The sequence below is a fragment of the Croceicoccus sp. Ery5 genome (assembly GCF_020985325.1).
GTDB lineage: Bacteria > Pseudomonadota > Alphaproteobacteria > Sphingomonadales > Sphingomonadaceae > Croceicoccus.
On the sequence record NZ_CP087587.1, the window covers coordinates 1,164,565 to 1,183,546 of the forward strand.

Genomic DNA, 18,982 nt, shown 5'->3' on the forward strand with positions numbered 1-18,982 from the left:
GGCGGAAAAGGCATCGTTCGCATCGCCCACGACCATGTGCGTGGCATCGGCAATATCGGTGTATTCTGCATGGGGGACGAGTTGTCGCAGATGCAAAATGGACTTGTAACGGTTTTGCGCCGGTCACCTGAGCGATTTAAGCTCGCAAGAGGAGACCGTCGAGATGATGAAGCATTCAGAAGAGTTCAAGCAGGAGGCGGTGCGGATTGCGCTGACCAGCGGGTTGTCGCGCGAACGGGTCGCAGCGGATTTAGGGATCGGCAAATCGACGCTCGGCAAATGGATTGCACGATATCGGCCGGGAGAATTGGTGGCCGCGCCGCAGGCTGATCTGGCGCGGGAGAATGAACGGCTTCGCCTGGAGAACCGCGTGCTGCGGGAGGAGAGGGAAGTGCTAAAAAAGGCCACGCAGTTCTTCGCGAGCCAAAAGCCGTGAGGTTCGCTTTCGTGCACAGCTGGCGGCACCGTTGGCCAGTGGAATTGATGTGCCGTGTCCTGCAGATCAGCGAGCGCGGCTATCGGTCTTGGCGCTCGCGTCCGATCAGCCGGCGGGAACGAACGGATATGAAGGTGCTGGCGCATATCCGCGAGCAGTACAGCCTGAGCTTGGGCAGCTATGGCCGCCCCCGGATGACAATGGAATTGAAGGAGGCCGGCCTCGATGTCGGCGAGCGCCGGGTAGGACGGTTGATGCGGATCAACGCCATCAAGCCGGTTCGTACCCGCAAGCACAAGGTCACGACCGACAGCCATCATCGCCTGGGTGTCGCCGCGAACTGGCTTGATGGCGACTTCGTCGCCGATAAACCCAACCGTAAATGGGCTGGCGACATTACCTATGTGTGGACGCAGGAAGGCTGGCTCTACCTTGCCGTCATCCTCGATCTGCACAGCCGCCGCGTTGTGGGCTGGGCGGTCAGTGATCGGATGAAGAAGGATCTGGCGATCCGGGCGCTGGACATGGCGGTGCGGCTGCGCAATCCGCCGCTAGGCTGCTTTTTCCATTCCGATCGCGGCAGCCAATATTGCTCGTATGATTATCAGAAGAAACTGCAGGCCTATGGCTTGCGACCATCGATGAGCGACAAAGGAAACTGCTACGACAATTCCGCTGTCGAGACATTCTTCAAATCGCTGAAGGCAGAGCTGATCTGGCGGCAGAACTGGCCAACGCGGCGCCAGGCTGAAGCCGCGATCTTCCAATACATCAACGGGTTCTACAACACCCGTAGACGCCATTCATATCTGGGCGGCATCAGCCCGCTCGCGTTCGAAGCCAAGGTGGCATAGTGAAATAGGTGACCGGCACAAAACCGTTACAAGTCCAAAACGGCCTCTTCGGAAACAAGATCGCTAGAGCCGCCTCGGATGAGGTGAAGCGGAAGCGTGAGATTCGCCGCAGCTTGGCTCAGCATTGCCGATTGACGTTCTTGGCTGTCTGGGTCGCCTTGTCTGGCTGACATTATATTACGGATAAACACAGGGTCCCAGTGCCAATAGAAGCGCCCATCCGGCTTCTGCCTCAGATAGTTTTTCAGACCATCGCTCGCGCCCCGCCTGGGACGATGCGGCATGTAGCGAGCGATCACGTCGGCCGCCTCCTCTGGTGAGGCGAAGCCGCTATCGACATGCTCTTCCATGAAACCAACCACGCGCATCACACCGCTAGGCTCCATGCGCGGGGCAATGTCGACCAATGTGAGTGAAGCAAAGCTACCTGGAGCAAGCTCCCCTGCGGCAATCAGTCCGGCGAGCCCGCCCAGTGAAGCGCCGACCAGCGCTGGCTTCTGGTCCAGGCGCGACGCTGCAGCGACCAGATCCGCCGCGAAGTCGCGCATTTCATAAGCTCCGCATGGCGACCAATCGCTGTCTCCGTGACCGCGCATGTCGAAGGCGATTGCGCGAAAGCCGGCTTGAGCCAGCTCGCTGACCACCCTTCTCCACGCGCGCCGTGTCTGCCCGCCGCCGTGCGCAAGAAGGACGGGTATGGCGTAGGCATCCCCCTCAGCCTCGGCTGTAAGAGAAATTGCGCCTGCGCCCTCAATCGTAAAGGTTTCTCTCGCCATCACTGGATGGTAGGAAAGGCGCGCTAAATAGTAAACCGATTTACTTTGTGGCTCTCGGCTCCGTGTTGGCTGTCCTGCAAGTGCGTTTTAACGACGGCAAAAGTCTATTCCAAGAGGGGTTTCTCCAGACCATTCTCTAATGCACCGGCTTGCGATTCGGTCAGCAGTCGCTGTCCGCTTAATCCGCTCAAAGATATAAAAGCTGCCTTTCCGCTTCCGGCCCCAATTGTGGTCAGGGAGTAGTCTTCTTCCCAACGGCGAGCAGCCGCTCGGGTTTTGCGGGAATACTTTTCTTGATGCCTAATGCCTTCTGGCCGACGATAAAAGCGCGATGGAGGAACACCTCTAGCGATGAGAGCAGTTCGGAAACCTCCTGACTGTCGGGCTCCCAGCCGCGATGCGCAGCCGCATTACCCGCATCCGTAACAACGCCGAGGATGTCCCGCTCAGTTTGCCCGATCCACCCTCCGTTGCGCAGCTCGTTCAGTTTCTCATCAAATGTCTTGGCCGGGTCGATGCCGATGACTTCGGTTGCACGGTCCAGTGCCGTTCTGAGTCCTATCGCCGTGAGGATGTGTGCCTGGTTGTCGTGCGCTACGTACATCTGGCTCAGGATATTGCGCAGCTGGGGGTCAGCCTTTTGCATGGCGTCGAACCATACCGGCTTCGTCTTGGCCTCTGGCTTCGGATAAGTTTGTATCTCCCTCGGATGCTCATACTGCTCCTGCCCCGCCGCATCGTAGTAGTGATCGGTGTCTTCGCTGTTCCAGCTGGAAGTTTCGTAGAAGACCGTCTCGCACCCTTGACATTCGAGCAGAGAGTGGTCGACACCGCCGTTGACCGAATGGCCATATTGCTTGTCCTCCCAGTCCCAAGCCTTGTAGATCGAGCCGTGGATTTCGCAGGTGCGCTCGCCATCGCAGGTGGGACAGTGCCCCTTCTTCGTTGCGTTTGTTGCTGTTGGTGTCGTGGCCATAGAGCCCGATAGCGAGCACTGACGAACTTTTCCAACAGTGTGCGTGTAAGTCGGCGCATCCTAAGTCCGCTTTTTGGGTTTGGCCGCTCTAGAGCCGCCATTCTGCTTCCGGCCCACAGTCAGCCAATGGAGTTCGGTTGCGGAAAGGTCAGGAAGTGCGCCGGTTGCGGACTTTAGCAGTGACAGCAAAAACCTAGAGTAGTTCAGTCACCAGTGTCATCGCTTAGATCTAACCCGGGTGGAGGGGCCAGCGGCATGCGGGGCGGGGCCGTGCGCCACATGAGAGCAACTTCCTCGTCGGTCAGGCCATAGGCGCGCTCGACCATGGCAGCGAGGCTGCGCTCATGGGCCAGCAATTCGATCCGTGCCTGCCGAGCGGGCTCGGCGGTTTCGGCAAACGCTTCGCGCAGCTGACGGAGTTGGGTCGGGGTCAAGCCTTCACGTTTAGGCAGGGCGGCGCGGACCGCTGAGACAAAGCCGTCGCTGTCGAGCTTGCTTGCCTCTCTGAGTAACATTGGAATTGAGCGAACACCCGTCTCTGTGCTCAGCCAGTCACAAATAGCCTCATCCGCCTCGCGAATGTGGGCGGTCAAATCGATACAACCATTGGTGGCGTCTACAAATGCCAATCGGTCTTCTTCCAACGGTTCGCAAATCGGGACCCTCTCCATTCGGTAGGCCATTGGGGAGAGGGCCTCATCCTTCATGTGAGGCAGATGACGCCAGTTGAACCACCACAGAAGCGGCGAGTTGAGCGTCCCGATCGTGACTGGACTTTCCAAGGAAAAGAAGAACGTCTTATCATTGCTGAGGGCACCTGATCGGTCGACCGCATACTGCGGGTAATACTGGATTACCTGATAAATGATCTTGGGCTTCTCGAATGCATCATAGTAGGCGCAAGGGCGCAGTTCCCACCAAAAGCGTCCTTGATCTTCACGGTGCCGGAGGCCTTTCAGCTTTCCATCTCTCCTGAAGCTCTCAAGACCTTTGAACCGCCGGTGGATCGACGGGTAGGACTCCGCGAAGATCGCTTCAGCTTCGGCCTCGGTCGCTGCACCTGCCCAGGGCCAAGCATGATCGCTGCTGGACTTCATGACGATCATCCAAAGCCCTGCCCATTCAGGCAGCCAGCGGCCGATGTCCTGACCTCGCAGGTAGGGCTTGATGATATCGGCAGCATTGGGGTCGTCGCTGACAAGCTGATCGCGAGTAGCGGTGTCGATCAGAAACGCCTCGTTGAAACCCGTCTTGATCCCATACAACGGGCTAGCCCCGGCATATTCCTCAAGCGGTACGCCACGCGCACGGATCTTCTTAAGCAGTGCGGCGACGTCTGGCGGCTCCAGCACCCATGCCTCTTCGGTCAGGTCGGCGCGCTCGGCGCGATAGGTAGCAGCCTGAACTGCTGCCGCCAGACCCTCACGCGGAACATCGTCGCGCGGTATAACGGCAAGATCGTATTGCTCGGGCACAGCGTCTGCATCGGGCTTCTGCACTGCAATGACGCATGGAAAGACGTCGGCGTCCGGGAACAAATGGCGCGCGTGGCCGAAATCGGCCAGAAATTCGACCCACATATCCTCGGCGAACATCCGCCGAAGCTTCTGCGCATAGCCAGCCTTCAACCACTTGTTGGTAACAACATAACCCATTCGCCCGCCGGGCCTGAGCAGCTTGATCCCCTGTTCGTAGAAATAGACGTAGAGATCGGCAGTGCCGGTGTAGGTGTCGAATGCTTTGGACAGAGCCGGCTTGATCGGGGCGATTTCTTCCTGCCGGACGTAAGGCGGATTGCCGATGACCGCGTCGAAGCCGCCTGAACGCCCGGACGAAGACAAGTCGCGCCATACGCCGGGGAAGGCCACTTCCCAGTGGAAGAACCGCTGTTCGGCCGCGATTGCGCGCGCCTCGCGAACAAGGCTGTCTGCCAGCGCGCGGCGGCGATCATCGGGCCTATGGCTCGGCATCAGACTGCCTTGGACCGGCTCTGGTGCATCCAAGCTTAGCTCGGTTCGCGCGTCGGCTGCGAGCACTTCGATTTCACCGCTTGCGATCCGGCTGGGATCGCCGAAGGTTCCTTCGTGGACCAGCTTCATCGCTTCAGCCCGGTCGAACTTGCGTTCGGCTTCGCGCGCCTTGGCGACCGCGCGGTCAATCTTCGCAGATTCCTTTTCGAGCGCGACCCGCGCCTTTTCCGCCTTTGCTTCGTCGGTGCTGTCGGCCAGCGCCTTGCGCATGTCGGCGAGGCGTTTGTCACCATCCTTGCGAATGGCATCAGCCGGTTCGCGGGGTCGGCGGACATTCGTTTCCAGAACGCCCATCAGATCATCCGCCTTTGCCAGATCGAGGATCGCTTCGAGCGGAGCGCTGGCTTCGGAGACGGTGGTGAAGAGGCTTTTCGACTGGTCAACCTGAGCAATGTCGGTGTCGGTCAGCCCTTCGATCTTTTCCATCTCGCGCACGATGTTGGCGAGCGGGGCGAGGTGGCGGTTGGAAATAAGGGCACCGCGTTCTTGCATCCAGTCCATCGTCGGGCGCACCCACGCGCCAAGCACGCTGTTACCGCACCGCAAATGATGGTCGAGGAACGACAACGGCGCACCTACGGTGAAGCTGTGCAACCAGAGCGCGACCTTGGCGAGCTCCACGGCCATCGGGTTGAGATCGACCCCGTGGACGCAGCGCTTGAGTACCATGCGGCGCACGATATGGCGGTCATCCAGCTGGTCTTCGACGATCGGCCAGTTATGCTCCCGCGCGTTGGCGACGATCCCCTCTCGCAACTCGGCAATGAGCTTCACGAGAGGAGAAGTATAATCGCCCTCGGCCATGCTTTCGGCATCGCCGACTGCGGTCAAGACCTTGTCCGAAAGCCAATCGACCAAGCTGACGAGGAAATGCCCGCTTCCCATTGCGGGGTCGACGATGCGGAGCGAAAGCAGTGCCATGGCCGGATCGTGTGCGCGAAGGTCATCACCCTTTGCGCCGCTTGCTAGAGCGGCTTCGAATGCCTCGCGCTTCTCTTCGACGACCGGGCCGACCGTTTTTTCGATGATCAGCGATACGAGCGGTTCTGGTGTGTAATACGAACCCGAGCGGTGCCGTGCCTCGTTGTCCGAGCGCGGTCGGACGGTCCCGGTTTCCTCGATCTCGACACCGTATTCGAGGATCGATTCATAGATCGAGCCGAGCTGCTGAACCGAAAGGTCGCGGTAGTTGATGTAGCGAAGCCGCCCTTCTTCCTCGCGGTGTGAGAGCGGTAATATAGCCTTGGCTAGCGTCTCGTCCGACAGCTTGATGCGACTGAGTAGCGAATTGCCTTCCGCTGCGAACAGGCCGCCGTTGTAGGGCGGAATGCCAAGATCATCGTCGCCTTCGGAAATTGCGCCGAAAATTGTCTCGAGGCGCGACCAGTAGGCAGTGCTGCGGGCGAGCTGTGCTTGCCTTTGCACATGCCGTTCCTTGATCTCCTCTCGAAGACGGGTCAGGCAATAGTCCGCGTAGGGACCGCGCTCGTCGGGGAGCAGATTCCGATCTTCGGCATAAAGCACAAACAATAGACGATAGAGAAGGAACATGGCCGCTTGGCGAACCTGCTCGGCGTAGCCATCATCGAGCGTCTCGGGGCGATCCGGGTCTGCCAACGAGATGGCAGTAATCAGTTCGGGAAAGACGGTTTCGAACACCGTATCTGCCAGATCCTTGCGGACCCTTTCCTCCCACCGGCGCGCATCCTCGATCGCGATCAGGTGAAAGCTGCGGCCCTGCTCGCTCGGACGAAACGCTTCGCGACCAAAAATCAGCACGAACAATCGGAATGCGTAATCTGGATCGATCGGTTCGTCGAGTAGATCCGGTTCGCATCCGGGCAGACCAAAGACCTTGCCCAGGTCAATTTCGAAGAAGTCCTCAGCGACAGAAAGAGCGTTTTGGTAGTAGAGCCGCCAGTGCCGTCCGTTAGTCAGAATGCCCCACGGCATCTTTCCATCTGCCACGACGGCAGCGCGGCGCAGATAATGCATGATTTGGGTCGACGGAACACCCTGGTCGCCTTGCCCTTCGCGATCGAGCGGGCGGTTCCAGCGCTTCGCTTCGACAAGAGCAGCGCCATGACGGAAGCGTTGCCATGGCTCGAGTGTCTTCGCCTTTTCTGCGGCGTCGCCATCGGCGAAAAGCAAGGCATCGGGAACGTCCTTGCGTCCCTTTGTCGTCATGTTCTGTTGAACGGATTTGTGTTGCCAGCCCAGCAATTCGAGCAGCGGATAAATAAGTTGGTCTTCGGTTTCTGCTTCGGTTGGCTTCTTGTGGCCTGAATGTTCATGCAGCAAATGCTGGGCGCTTTCGTAGAGCTGCTCAACTTCACTAATTTCGAGATTCTGCCACTCAGGGGATTCGGTGACCCCTTGCTTCAGCCAATCACGAGTGAACAATGCGCCTTGGAACACTAAGACCCTCCATACCTTGAGTGGAGTAGCCGAACTTACATCGACTTACACCCAAACTGTGATTGTCATGCACAATGAACGACCGCGTCCCACGCCCAAGGTCTGCCTCGAAGCCCAGAGGAAAGGAGCCCGAGCGGGATATGCCACGCCTTGGACCGAAAGCGGACCGTAGCCAGGTGACCCGTTTAGCGATCAGTGCACCGCGCTCGCCGGCTGATCACGGAATTCATCAAGCCACCCGGGATCGAGTGACAGGCGATTCCGGTTCAATTCGATAGCAAACTACTTCCCCCTTGTGTCAGGATGGCCCTACAGTCATCTTCGAGATCTTCGAGCCATTTGAGATAATGACCGCATGCGCCTTGAGAACATTAAGATCCGAAACTTCAGGTTGCTGCGCCGACTCTCAATCGATCTCGCCCAGGACAAAACGACGACCATTTTGGTGGGGCCGAACAATAGCGGGAAAACCTCAGTAATGGAGGCTCTCCGGCTGTTTATCGGGCAAGGAGCCGAGGCTCCTAAAATCTCCTTCCACGACCTCTCTCAGCTTCGCCACCGGGACCTGAAGCGGATCGAGCGAAAGGTTGCGGCTGAAGCTGATCCAGAAAAGAAGATTGAGCTGCTTAGGCGGCTTATACCGCGTATGCGGCTCGATCTGACCTTTTCCTATGGCTAAGATCCCGCCGACCTCGTTGCAGCCACCAAGCTTTTGATGGACCTTACGCCTGGCACAAGCAGAGTGCGCATGCGGATCGACTATCGACTGGAGAACGCGAAAAAGCTTCTCGACGAGTTTGGGGCCAGGCCTCGCAAAGACGTCTCGCTGTGCGACTATCTGAAAGAGACGTTCAGAGATCATTTCAAACGCGTTTTCTTCAAAGTGTCCCCTGACGGCAAAGAAGTGGAACAACTCGAAGACGGCAATTTGCTGAAATCCCTACTGCGCATCGACATCGTGCCCGCTCAGCGGCACGTCGATGACGATGAGGGAAGCCGGTCCGCGAAGCTCTCAAAACTTCTCCACGATCATTACGAACGCTTCTATCGGGTCGATGACGCTGCCGGTTATCAAGCGATCGAAGATGCACTCACGGCGAGCGCAGGCGACCTTACGGGGATGTACGGCAAAGCCTTTGGCCGTTTGACGAAGCGCCTTCAGAGTTTTGGCTATCCGCCAGGCCAAAAAGCGCCGGACCTGAGGGTACGTGCTGAACTGAGCGCAGAAACAATTTACCGTGACAATGCGCGAATATATTATGCCAGCGAACACGCCGAAAAAGAAGGAGTAATGGAGGAGTTCGAGCTGCCCGAAAAATATAACGGGCTCGGCTACAAAAACCTGATTTACATTGTCCTGCAGCTGGAGTCCTTCCGCGCTGCGATCGACGCGACGATGGGCGACAAGCCGCGCGTTCATATAATCGCGATTGAAGAACCCGAGGCGCACCTGCACCCGCAGATGCAGACGGTTTCCATCAGCGAGATTTCGAAGGTTTTGGAAACGGACGGAGGGACGACAGCACAAGTTCTGCTCTCCACACACTCGTCCCACATGATCGCTCATTCTGAGTTCGAGCCCGTGCGCTATTTCCGCAGGGTTGGCCGTCAGGTCGTCATGCAGGACCTTTCGCAGCTACCGCTGCCACCACACAACCCCGACCTTCTCGACTTCCTGCGCCGCTATGTTCGACTGACTCATTGCGATCTGTTTTTCGCGGACAAGGCCATCTTCGTGGAAGGCCAGGTCGAGCGGCTGCTGCTCCCAATGATGATTGAGGAGCAAGCCAAGGTGGCTGGCTGCGAGACGCTCGGAAGTCAGTATGTCAGCATTTCTGAGGTGGGCGGGGGGCACGCCCATAAGTTTAAGCCGATCATCGACTTTCTTGGCATTCCGAGCCTGATCATTACCGACCTGGACTCGGTCGATGACGGAGGAAAAAAATGCCCGGTCGCGACGGGGAAAAGCACTAGCAACGCCTGTCTCCGCAAATGGATCCCCGAGAAGGAAACCGTCGAAGAATTGCAAGCCTGCGATAATGCGGCCAAGACGCAAGGCTGCATTCGGGTTGCCTATCAGGTCACCCAGGACGGGCATTGTGGTCGTTCATTCGAGGAAGCATTCATCTACGCCAACATCACTTGGCTGACTGACAATCATGCCAAGCTCAGCACGACTAAGGCTGCCGTCAAGAAAGCGATAGACGCAGGCCTGACAGCACAAGCGTGGGAGTTGAGCGGCAAGCTCGGGAAGGTCGATTTCGCCCTCGATCTGATGGGCGCACCAGGCTGGGAGATTCCCCTCTATATTCAACAAGGCCTCCAATGGCTGGCCGAGCATCCCGCAAAATGATGACGGAAGCGGACGAAAAAATCCTGGATTGTCTGCACACGCGACAGAGCTTCCTGATCGACGCCGGGGCGGGCTCGGGCAAAACATCGTCCCTCATTCGCGCTCTTGATTTCATTCGAGGACCGGACCGTTCGAGCGTTATCGGGGAAGGCCAGCGTGTGGCCTGCATTACTTTCACGAATGTAGCAAAGAATGAGATCATCGAGCGTACAGAGCACGACCCCTTGTTTGTGGTCTCAACGATCCACGACTTCTTATGGGCCTCGATCAAAAACTTTCAGAAAGAGCTGAGGCCCGCCCTTCTTGCGTTCAATGACCGGTTGCCTGCAAGCAGCCGCAGAAAGCAAGATCAGGAGGAATTGGCAGAAGCTTTAAAGACGGTACCGACGATCGCCTACTCCGATCGCGGCGCAAACTTCTTGGAAGGCCGAATTTTTCACGACGACCTTTTGGGCGTGGCTCACATTATGTTCCACGACCATCCGCTTTTATCGAAAGTGGTCGCCGCTCGATTCCCGTTCATATTTGTAGACGAATACCAGGACACTGATCCGCTGGTTGTCTCCGCCCTGTTGGATCATCTTCTTAAGACAGAGCATCCCCCGCTGATCGGTTTCTTTGGCGACAAGATGCAGAACATCTATTCGGGAGGGGTCGGCGAATTGTCGGCCGATCAGCAGGCACAGCTGGTTCAAATCAAGAAGGAGGAGAACTATCGGTGCTCCAAGGCGGTGATCGACGTTCTCAACAAGGTCCGAACTGACATTCAGCAGGAGCCAGCGGGTGCCAATTTACCGGGGGGCGCGGTGTATGTCAGTCTCACCGGCACGGCTCCGGACGCGGACATTGCCGAACTCGCCGTCCAGAAAGCGCAGGATGTCTTCGGCTGGAGTGTACAGGGCGAGTTGAAGGTTCTATTCCTCACTCACCGCCTTATCGCCCGCAAGGCCGGATATGCCGATCTATTGGCAGCCTTCGCCAGTCGGGGAAGCTTTACGCAAGATAAGTTTCAGAGCGGCGAAGACCCGATTGCAGCCTTCTTCCTTAAAAAAGTCGAGCCATTTATTACTGCTTGGCGTGAAGGGCGGGTGGGGCGCGCTATCAGTTCATTGAAGGAACGCCCGATCCCGATCGCGGGGGCAGCCGAGAAGGCGCGAGTGAAGGCGGCCCTAGATGACCTCATCAAACTAATTGATGCCGGAGGAACGATTGAAGCAATCTTAATGCATCTGCGGGCAGCGCAATTGGTCACACTCCTTGATGACTTGGAAGCGGCCGTGGCAGGCCCTGTGGTGGCTGCCGAGGCAGGATCGCCCGAGGCAGCGCATCAGGCCTTTCTGGATCTTCTTCTGGCGGTGCCCTATCTGGAAGTCAGTCGTTACCGCGCCGTGCTGGAAAACAGCATGCCGTTCTCAACCAAACACGGCGTGAAAGGCGATGAATTTCAGAACGTGATCGTGGTTTTGGATGACGCTGGCGCGAACTGGAACCAATACTCGTTTGGCAAGCTGCTGGCAGGAACCGACACCAGCGAAAGCCGGGAGCGGAGAACCCGCCACCTCTTCTATGTTTGTTGCTCGCGCGCCAAAGACAAGCTGATTGTGGCTGACCTCGGGGTTGGGGCCCAGGCCAAAATCGAGGCGCTTTTCGGGGCCAGCGCGGTAGCCATGTGATCAAGTGGCAGCGCATGTTGGACAGGCCGCTAGTACGAGCCCCAGGTCATCGTTCAACTATGCAGCGATGCGCGTGCCAACCGCGACTTCCGATTCACCAGCAGCGACGGCGTTTTGATCCTGCTCCTGCACTGCGGTCCATCGGCCCGACGGACGACCACTTTTAAGGACGATGCGAGCCATGTCGAAAGGCTACCTAGAGGGCGCAGTACGGACTTATCTGCCTCAAATTACGCTGCCGCTGAGCACTTTGCCCTGTGATCGTTCCTGCACATGTTCGGGTCAGCCCCCGATCTCGATGTGGCGTTCGAGAACGAGCAAGACCGAGAAGCAGCCTGCAACTTCATGGATCTCCTGGAGGCATCGGAGGGCGATGGCGTTAGCTGATTGCAGGAAAGGTCAAGTGAGCCTGCAGACCCACACCCGATACCCATCCGGCTTTAGTCGCGAACAGTCCTGAACCAGGTCAGCTGAGGACGGCAACCCGTTCCTTTCCGGCCGTGTTGGCAGCTGCGCTGCCTGCCCGCACCACCCGTCATGAACAGGTTTCCCTTGGAGCTTTGCCCCTGCGGTGCAGTCCTCCCATGCCCTGCTTCTTCTGGATGTTCGCAAGCCGGAGATGGTCTCCGGTTTAAGGAACTGAAGGACTACCATCATGACCAATATCGCCATCATTACCGGCCGCATCGCCCGCGATCCCGACACCCGCGAGACCAAGGGCGGCACCAATGTCACCGGGATCACTGTCGTCACCGATCGCCCTGCGCGGGACAAGGACGGCAAGACCTACAAGGACGAGAACGGCTACACCGCCAAGGAAAGCGAGTTCCACCGGGTTACCTGCTTCAACGGCCTCGCCAAGACCGTCGGCCAGTACTGTTCCAAGGGCCAGCTGGTCAGTGTTCAGGGCCGCATCCACTACACCCAGTGGGAGGACAAGGGTGGACTTGTAACGGTTTTGTGCCGGTCACCTATTTCACTATGCCACCTTGGCTTCGAACGCGAGCGGGCTGATGCCGCCCAGATATGAATGGCGTCTACGGGTGTTGTAGAACCCGTTGATGTATTGGAAGATCGCGGCTTCAGCCTGGCGCCGCGTTGGCCAGTTCTGCCGCCAGATCAGCTCTGCCTTCAGCGATTTGAAGAATGTCTCGACAGCGGAATTGTCGTAGCAGTTTCCTTTGTCGCTCATCGATGGTCGCAAGCCATAGGCCTGCAGTTTCTTCTGATAATCATACGAGCAATATTGGCTGCCGCGATCGGAATGGAAAAAGCAGCCTAGCGGCGGATTGCGCAGCCGCACCGCCATGTCCAGCGCCCGGATCGCCAGATCCTTCTTCATCCGATCACTGACCGCCCAGCCCACAACGCGGCGGCTGTGCAGATCGAGGATGACGGCAAGGTAGAGCCAGCCTTCCTGCGTCCACACATAGGTAATGTCGCCAGCCCATTTACGGTTGGGTTTATCGGCGACGAAGTCGCCATCAAGCCAGTTCGCGGCGACACCCAGGCGATGATGGCTGTCGGTCGTGACCTTGTGCTTGCGGGTACGAACCGGCTTGATGGCGTTGATCCGCATCAACCGTCCTACCCGGCGCTCGCCGACATCGAGGCCGGCCTCCTTCAATTCCATTGTCATCCGGGGGCGGCCATAGCTGCCCAAGCTCAGGCTGTACTGCTCGCGGATATGCGCCAGCACCTTCATATCCGTTCGTTCCCGCCGGCTGATCGGACGCGAGCGCCAAGACCGATAGCCGCGCTCGCTGATCTGCAGGACACGGCACATCAATTCCACTGGCCAACGGTGCCGCCAGCTGTGCACGAAAGCGAACCTCACGGCTTTTGGCTCGCGAAGAACTGCGTGGCCTTTTTTAGCACTTCCCTCTCCTCCCGCAGCACGCGGTTCTCCAGGCGAAGCCGTTCATTCTCCCGCGCCAGATCAGCCTGCGGCGCGGCCACCAATTCTCCCGGCCGATATCGTGCAATCCATTTGCCGAGCGTCGATTTGCCGATCCCTAAATCCGCTGCGACCCGTTCGCGCGACAACCCGCTGGTCAGCGCAATCCGCACCGCCTCCTGCTTGAACTCTTCTGAATGCTTCATCATCTCGACGGTCTCCTCTTGCGAGCTTAAATCGCTCAGGTGACCGGCGCAAAACCGTTACAAGTCCAAGGCTTCATGCTGACATCGGCGAGCCGGACCGGCTCCCAGAACCCCATCGCGATGCCGGGCCGAAGACCGCACAGGCACAGCGGGAAATCGGGGTTGTCCGGATCGGGACGATTGCTCGGCCAGATTTCGAGCCCGCCGATCGAGATCGGGAACAGGCACGACCAGCAGATGTCGGTGATCGGATTGACGAATTGCCCGGTGCACTTGCCCGGACCGGCATCGGCCGAAGCGGGTGATGCGAAGACCAGCGACAGCATCGCCGTGAAAAGCACGAGGAAGGCGCGGATTCCGGTCATGGCTGTGCCTTCCGGCGCGGCAGCGCAATCTCGCTGACTTCGAGGAAGCGCCCGTTCTGGCGCACCCGCGCGGGAACAGCCTTGATACCGAATTTTTGCGTCAGCTTGCCGCCCTGGTCGAAATAGAAGCGGCGTTGACGGGCCTTCATCAGCTCGAGCGGTGCGCCTTTCACGAGGATCAGCTTGGCATTGGCGTCCTGCCTCAGCGCCCAGGCGATCTGCGCAGGGTCGTCGCCGTCGAGAAACAGGAGGTCGGAGCGCAGCTTGACGCTGTCGAGCGGATTGACCCGGGTTCCGGCGGCATGGATCAGCTCGCCTTTTGCGCCCCGGATATCGGCAGCAAGCGCGATTGTCGGATCGAACGCCCAGCTGCGGCTTGCGCTTGCGCGAATGAGGCCGGCAACCGGATCGGGTCGGTTGACGCGTGCGATCGTGCGACGCTTGAGTTCCTCGTTGAGCCGCGCGGTCTCGCCCGACTTTTCCATCTGCGCGAGGCGCGTATGAATCTGTTCGAGCAGGTCGCGCTCGATCACAGGGAAGACCGCGCCGCGCTGGCCGTAGTCTCGTGCCTGCAGGCTGGCAGGGAGCATGGCGAGGAGAAGCGCGCCAATCGGAAGGAAAGAGCGCATCACAGGATTGCCCTCCCGCTGCCGAGGATCTGCCCGCGGCAGACGAAGCCGATTTCCCCGTAGCGGCTGTCTAGCCCGCGTGGATGGTCGGTTCCGGTGTAGTAGCAACCTTCCGGTATTGCGCCTTCGGGACCGCGCGTGAGCGGCACGCCAAGGCGGGTGACCTCGAGCAGGCTCGCGACCTGCTTTCCGTCGATGAAGACCGCATCGCCCTCGTGGCGCACGACATCGCCCGGCATGCCAAGCACGTGCTTGCCGAACATCTGCGGTTCCTTTCCGAAATGCCTTTCGACGAGTTCGCTTTGCGGCGGCTCAAAGAAGATCAGGCTGCCGCGTTCGATCGGCGCGCGCTTGTCGAGCCAGAACGCCCAGTTTGGCAGGCTCGGGCTCGCATTGATGAGGAAAGCGTGGTCCTTGCTGAAGGCATCGAGCGGCGCCCAGGCGAGCGGCAGCAGGACCAGCCCCGAGAGCAGCAGCGAACGGCGGATCGAGCGGGGCAGGCTCATGGCTGGATCTCCCCTGCGAGCTTGTCCGCGATGCGCTGCTCGAGTTCGGAGGTTGCGTCTTCGGCAGCGCCCGCGAGCACGGCCTCGGCAACCAGCACCACGCGGCCGTCATGGCCCATGTCGGCAACGGCGCTTTCGGCGGCCTTGAGGTAGGCAAGGCTAGCCGCCTGGACGACCGCCGGATCGGCATCGGCGCGCGCGGCTTCCTCGACGAATGTCCCGATGGTCTCGGCGAGCCGGACCGTGACGATCCGCTGCTCTGGCGAGCTGGTGACCTGCTGCGTAATCCACGCACCCCACAGGAGCGCGGCAACGAGCAAGGCTACGGCGAGGAGTTTCGGGCCCAGCTGGCTAAGTGGGAGGTTCAGTCTATCCATGGCGGGGAGATCCTTCGGCGAGGCGGCGATCGAGGCGGCGCAGGAAAGCCGGCAATCGCAGCAGGGCGAGGCCGCCGGCTGCGATGAGGAATGCGATCTGGAGGTCCTGGGCAAAGAAGCGGCGCGCGACCGGTTCAGCGGTGCGGTAATGGTCGGCAAGATTGCCGATCTGCGCGAACAGCGCCGTCAGGTCCCATCCAGCGATGAGAAGGAACACGAACAGCGGCAGGCCGAGGACCAGCAGCAGCGTGCTCGCCGCGAAGCTTGCCGTTTCGATCAGCACCAGGCAGGTGCCCTGGGACAGCGCCAGCCAGTCGATCACACGGTGCTTGTCGCGGGCTTGTCTGACTGACGGAAGCGGCACGCGATCTATGAGCGTGGTGGTCTCGAGCACCATCATGCGCCTCCTTCCACACCTGCGACCAGCGCGACTGCGCGCTCGAGCGGCATGCCGTTTTCGACATGGCGGCGGATCGCGGCATAGGTGTCAGGATCGGAGGAGAAGATGGTTGCCGAGAGTGGGTCGAGCACCAGGCGTCCAACGGCTTCCATCTCGGGACCTTTGAGGTAGATCTCGCTGTACTCGGTGCCCGAGCGCTTGAGGCTGCGGATCAGCGTCTCGGTCCGGTCGTCCATGTCGAGCCGGGCCTCCTTGCGGAAATCGGCGATGGTCTCGGGCTTCTGTTGGAGCACCAGCATCCAGTCGCTGTTTTCGAGCGCGGCGCGCGCACCATCGGACTTGTAGTAGTCGTTCAAGGACTGGGTCGCGGTCGCAAGCGCGCCGCCATATTTGCGCGCGGTGCGGGCATAGGTCTCGACGAACTCGCCCATCGAACCGCCCTTGAGCATCGCCCAGGCCTCGTCGATCAGCAGCAGCTTCTTGGTCGAGCGCGACGAGCGCGTCATCGCCTGACCGGTCATGAACATGATTGCCGAGAGGACAACGCTTCGAAGCTCCTCGCGGGACGCGAGGTCGCTCATCTCGAAGACGGTGAAATCGTCTTCGAGCGCGAAACTCGCTTTCCCCGAGAAGAACCCGGCATAGCTGCCACCGCGGCAGAAGGGCGCGATCGCTGTGGCGAGATCCTTGCCCGCCTCGTTCTCGCTCTGATGGAGCGCATGCGCGACGTCGTCGATCGCCCCGCCGCTGCCGAGCGCTTCCCACACCTGCGTCACCGCGCGGTCGATCAGCCCGCGCTCCGTGTCCGAAGGCGCGGCGCTTGGCCGCGCCATCTGGCCAACGATGGCCTTGATCATGGCGAAGCAGTCGAGCCGGTAATCCTCGTCTTCATGCGCGCGCGCATCGTCGACCATCGAGAAGGGGTTGAGCGAGAATCCCGAGGCGAGCGTGAACTCGACGAAGCGGCCGCCCTGTAACTTGACCGAATGCTCAAAACTGCGTCCGTCGTCGATCACCACGACCTTGGCGCCCGCGCCGCGCAGCGCGGCGCACAGCTCCTGCAGCAGCACCGACTTGCCCGAGCCCGACTTTCCGCAGATCGCGATGTTGTGGTTGCCCGCCGCGTTCTCGAAGGGCGACCAGAAGAAGGGCTGGCCGCGCCGTCCGAGGAGCAGCAGGTGCGGGATCGTCCCGCCGAGATACTCGCCCTGCAGGGGGGCGATATTGGCCGCGGTGGTCGAGAGCATGGTCCGGAAGCGTTTGAGCCGCGCAAGGTCGTGGACCAGACCATCGGCGAGGCTCAACGGGAATGCCGCGACGAGGCCCTGGAGCTGGAGGAAGCGCTCGTCGGCAAGGTCCCATCCGGCCGCCTTGTAGATCGCCTTGACCGTGCGCTCATGCGCATCGCCTTCGCCGAGCGGCGAGATCGTGGTGAGACCATAGAACAGCTTGACGAGCTTCTTGCCCGCCTGGAGTTCGGCCTGGACGTGTCTCCATTCGGCCGATTGCTCGCCAAGCCTAGGGAGGAAGCGCGCGCTCTTCGTTTCCGAAAGGCTGGTGGTGCGCATGAACTTGTAGCCGGCGCGCGCCGAGGCGGCCTCCTGGTCGGGATAGTGCAGGCACAGCATTGTCGCGGCGGGACAGGGAAAGCGCAGCTTGTCAGTAAACATGTCGCCGATGAGCCGCGCGCATTCCCACGGTGCCCAGCGCTCAGGGGTAGAGCGCACGCCGTAATGGCGCACATCGAAGCGGTCGGGATAGCATTCACCTACCTGAGGCACGCCATCTCGCGAGCGCCCGGTCTCGCGGAAGCGCTCGGTGCGCAAGATAAGCCGGTCGTCCTCGACCTCGAGTTCGATATCGCGGCGGATGGCCTGCGCGTCGAGCGTGTCCTCGCGGTTCCAGTGGGTGAGATCGGGTTCGCGCGCTGTCGTCGGCGAGGTGAGTTCGTCGACCAGTGCGAGCAGGCCTGCGGGCTCGAGCCTGTTCGATGCAAGGCCGAGCGAGTTCAGCATCCCCGCCATCCCGTCGCGGCATTCGGTGAGTTCTGCATCGGTCACGTTTCCGGGCACCGGAACGCCCAGCGACAGCACGAGACGCACATGGCGCGCATGAAACGGCGCGTGTGCCGAGCCCGACTTCCAGACGAGATCGTAGAGCCGGTTGGTGCGGGCCTTCGCGATCGCTTCGTAGATCCCGCCCTGCTCGTAGCGCGGCGCGAACCAGGGGCCGACGATGGCGCCGATGCGCGGAGACGCGAAGTTCAGCACCTGCAAACAGGCGCCTTGCGGCAGGCTCTCGGAGAAGAACTGCCCGAGGATTTCACCGGTGCGCTCATCGGCGCCGATGAGCGGGGTGACTTCGAGAATGAAGCCCTTCGAGTGCGCGTTCCGGTAGAGCCCCGGGCCCTCGTCATAGATGCGGTACGGAAGCCAGTCCGACAGCATGTCGAGCGCGAAACGCGGCTGCGCATGGTCGGCTTTCTTCGCATCGCCGAACAGGCCAGCGAGGAGCGCGTCGCGCGCAGAGGATAGCGAGAGGTTCACTTGGGCTCTCCTTCGGGCAGAACAGGGTGGGGCACCTGGCCGGGGGAGGGGGAACGACCAGGTGCCCCGGGGTCCGGCGCTTTGGCACCGGGCAGCTCCGTCAGATCCTGTGAGGGGATGACCAGGACATCGGGAGGCTGCTGGGGGGAGGGATTGGAATGCTGGAATGGACGTGCTTCTGCGGCGGCGGGCGGCGGGCCTTCCGCTTCAGCCGGGCGCGCCAGTGCGCGCAGAACGTCGCCGGTCGAACGCGGCGCGCGCCAGCGCTCGGCAGCGCGATCGGGCAGCACGACATGAACGACCCGGGCCTCGTGGATGCGGCCCGCCTCGTCGCGGTAGCCCGCAACGACGATCCGCAATTCGCGATCACCGACCCCGTGCGCTCGCGCAGAGGCATGACCGGACCGTTCTGCCTGTGAAGCGCGGGTGGCGGCATCGTCGATCATCGAGGTTGGCGCGCAGCTTCCCTCCGGCGCGCGGCAGGAAAAGTCGCCCTTGACGTTGCCGCCAAGCGTCGCGCAGCTGGCGATCATCAAGGAG

The 18,982-nt window shown here is 60.3% G+C and carries 15 protein-coding genes and 1 pseudogene; 5 read left to right on the forward strand and 11 right to left on the reverse strand.

Going from position 1 to position 18,982, the window contains the following annotated elements:
• Positions 1-163: 163 nt before the first annotated feature.
• A protein-coding gene (locus tag LOZ74_RS05520) for an IS3 family transposase (RefSeq protein WP_370638831.1) occupies positions 164-1,290 on the forward strand; the annotation gives its coding sequence in 2 pieces (ribosomal slippage) (positions 164-404 and positions 404-1,290; 1,128 coding nt in all).
• A gap of 26 nt (positions 1,291-1,316) precedes the next feature.
• Here the strand turns inward: LOZ74_RS05520 and LOZ74_RS05525 are convergent.
• The 3 genes from LOZ74_RS05525 to LOZ74_RS05535 form a co-directional block, all read right to left on the reverse strand.
• Complete coding sequence (locus tag LOZ74_RS05525; RefSeq protein ID WP_230293232.1) at positions 1,317-2,066, reverse strand: alpha/beta fold hydrolase; 750 nt, start codon at positions 2,064-2,066, stop codon at positions 1,317-1,319.
• 232 nt (positions 2,067-2,298) lie between these two features.
• Positions 2,299-3,042 carry a DUF4145 domain-containing protein gene (locus LOZ74_RS05530; protein WP_054522875.1) on the reverse strand — a complete coding sequence of 248 codons (744 nt, stop codon included), beginning with the start codon at positions 3,040-3,042 and terminating at the stop codon, positions 2,299-2,301.
• 203 nt (positions 3,043-3,245) lie between these two features.
• On the reverse strand, positions 3,246-7,490 hold the full coding sequence (locus tag LOZ74_RS05535) for an Eco57I restriction-modification methylase domain-containing protein (protein ID WP_230293233.1): 4,245 nt from the start codon (positions 7,488-7,490) through the stop codon (positions 3,246-3,248).
• Positions 7,491-7,845: 355 nt separating this feature from the next.
• Here LOZ74_RS05535 and LOZ74_RS05540 point away from each other — a divergent pair, with 355 nt between their 5' ends.
• From LOZ74_RS05540 to LOZ74_RS05555, 4 genes are all read left to right on the forward strand, one after another.
• Positions 7,846-8,169, forward strand: coding sequence for an AAA family ATPase (locus tag LOZ74_RS05540; protein WP_230293234.1), 324 nt, complete (start codon positions 7,846-7,848; stop codon positions 8,167-8,169).
• A gap of 69 nt (positions 8,170-8,238) precedes the next feature.
• Positions 8,239-9,843 (forward strand): ATP-dependent endonuclease, encoded by a 1,605-nt coding sequence (locus tag LOZ74_RS05545; RefSeq protein WP_230293235.1) that lies wholly within the window; start codon positions 8,239-8,241, stop codon positions 9,841-9,843.
• A complete protein-coding gene (locus LOZ74_RS05550) occupies positions 9,840-11,516 on the forward strand; it encodes a UvrD-helicase domain-containing protein (RefSeq protein ID WP_054525568.1) in 1,677 nt (558 codons plus the stop codon). Before LOZ74_RS05545 ends, LOZ74_RS05550 begins: the two co-directional genes overlap by 4 nt.
• Positions 11,517-12,171: 655 nt before the next feature.
• Positions 12,172-12,546: a single-stranded DNA-binding protein gene (locus LOZ74_RS05555; protein WP_230293236.1), complete on the forward strand. Its 375-nt coding sequence runs from the start codon at positions 12,172-12,174 to the stop codon at positions 12,544-12,546.
• Here the strand turns inward: LOZ74_RS05555 and LOZ74_RS05560 are convergent.
• From LOZ74_RS05560 to LOZ74_RS05595, 8 genes and pseudogenes are all read right to left on the reverse strand, one after another.
• Positions 12,496-13,622 (reverse strand): IS3 family transposase gene (locus LOZ74_RS05560; RefSeq protein ID WP_370638831.1). Its coding sequence is split into 2 segments (ribosomal slippage): positions 12,496-13,382 and positions 13,382-13,622, totalling 1,128 coding nucleotides; the frame shifts between segments, so codons are not numbered across the junction. The two genes, LOZ74_RS05555 and LOZ74_RS05560, sit on opposite strands and share 51 nt — an antisense overlap.
• A 62-nt stretch (positions 13,623-13,684) precedes the next feature.
• Positions 13,685-13,984, reverse strand: a pseudogene (locus LOZ74_RS05565) (TraU family protein); the annotation flags it as partial.
• The gene (gene traW / locus LOZ74_RS05570) at positions 13,981-14,613 is read right to left on the reverse strand and encodes a type-F conjugative transfer system protein TraW (RefSeq protein WP_011413824.1); all 633 of its coding nucleotides are present in this window, start codon (positions 14,611-14,613) and stop codon (positions 13,981-13,983) included. The pseudogene LOZ74_RS05565 and the gene traW, both read right to left, overlap by 4 nt.
• Positions 14,613-15,119 carry a S26 family signal peptidase gene (locus LOZ74_RS05575; RefSeq protein ID WP_007163820.1) on the reverse strand — a complete coding sequence of 169 codons (507 nt, stop codon included), beginning with the start codon at positions 15,117-15,119 and terminating at the stop codon, positions 14,613-14,615. Before LOZ74_RS05575 ends, traW begins: the two co-directional genes overlap by 1 nt.
• Complete coding sequence (locus LOZ74_RS05580; protein ID WP_041685066.1) at positions 15,116-15,496, reverse strand: TrbI F-type domain-containing protein; 381 nt, start codon at positions 15,494-15,496, stop codon at positions 15,116-15,118. Before LOZ74_RS05580 ends, LOZ74_RS05575 begins: the two co-directional genes overlap by 4 nt.
• Positions 15,489-15,896 (reverse strand): hypothetical protein, encoded by a 408-nt coding sequence (locus tag LOZ74_RS05585; RefSeq protein ID WP_011413826.1) that lies wholly within the window; start codon positions 15,894-15,896, stop codon positions 15,489-15,491. Before LOZ74_RS05585 ends, LOZ74_RS05580 begins: the two co-directional genes overlap by 8 nt.
• Positions 15,893-18,442: a type IV secretion system protein TraC gene (gene traC, locus LOZ74_RS05590; protein WP_230293237.1), complete on the reverse strand. Its 2,550-nt coding sequence runs from the start codon at positions 18,440-18,442 to the stop codon at positions 15,893-15,895. The genes LOZ74_RS05585 and traC overlap by 4 nt, the downstream gene beginning before the upstream one ends.
• Positions 18,439-18,975: a hypothetical protein gene (locus LOZ74_RS05595; RefSeq protein ID WP_011413828.1), complete on the reverse strand. Its 537-nt coding sequence runs from the start codon at positions 18,973-18,975 to the stop codon at positions 18,439-18,441. Before LOZ74_RS05595 ends, traC begins: the two co-directional genes overlap by 4 nt.
• Positions 18,976-18,982: the final 7 nt, after the last annotated feature.

Excerpts from the sequence above, each read along its gene's own strand:
- LOZ74_RS05525 (WP_230293232.1), bottom strand. The coding sequence starts at position 2,066 with ATGGCGAGAGAAACCTTTACGATTGAGGGCGCAGGCGCAATTTCTCTT.
- LOZ74_RS05530 (WP_054522875.1), bottom strand. The coding sequence starts at position 3,042 with ATGGCCACGACACCAACAGCAACAAACGCAACGAAGAAGGGGCACTGT.
- LOZ74_RS05555 (WP_230293236.1), top strand. The coding sequence starts at position 12,172 with ATGACCAATATCGCCATCATTACCGGCCGCATCGCCCGCGATCCCGAC.
- LOZ74_RS05540 (WP_230293234.1), top strand. The coding sequence starts at position 7,846 with ATGCGCCTTGAGAACATTAAGATCCGAAACTTCAGGTTGCTGCGCCGA.
- LOZ74_RS05580 (WP_041685066.1), bottom strand. The coding sequence starts at position 15,496 with ATGGATAGACTGAACCTCCCACTTAGCCAGCTGGGCCCGAAACTCCTC.
- LOZ74_RS05585 (WP_011413826.1), bottom strand. The coding sequence starts at position 15,896 with ATGATGGTGCTCGAGACCACCACGCTCATAGATCGCGTGCCGCTTCCG.
- LOZ74_RS05595 (WP_011413828.1), bottom strand. The coding sequence starts at position 18,975 with ATGATCGCCAGCTGCGCGACGCTTGGCGGCAACGTCAAGGGCGACTTT.
- traW (WP_011413824.1), bottom strand. The coding sequence starts at position 14,613 with ATGCGCTCTTTCCTTCCGATTGGCGCGCTTCTCCTCGCCATGCTCCCT.
- LOZ74_RS05575 (WP_007163820.1), bottom strand. The coding sequence starts at position 15,119 with ATGAGCCTGCCCCGCTCGATCCGCCGTTCGCTGCTGCTCTCGGGGCTG.
- LOZ74_RS05550 (WP_054525568.1), top strand. The coding sequence starts at position 9,840 with ATGATGACGGAAGCGGACGAAAAAATCCTGGATTGTCTGCACACGCGA.
- LOZ74_RS05545 (WP_230293235.1), top strand. The coding sequence starts at position 8,239 with ATGCGGATCGACTATCGACTGGAGAACGCGAAAAAGCTTCTCGACGAG.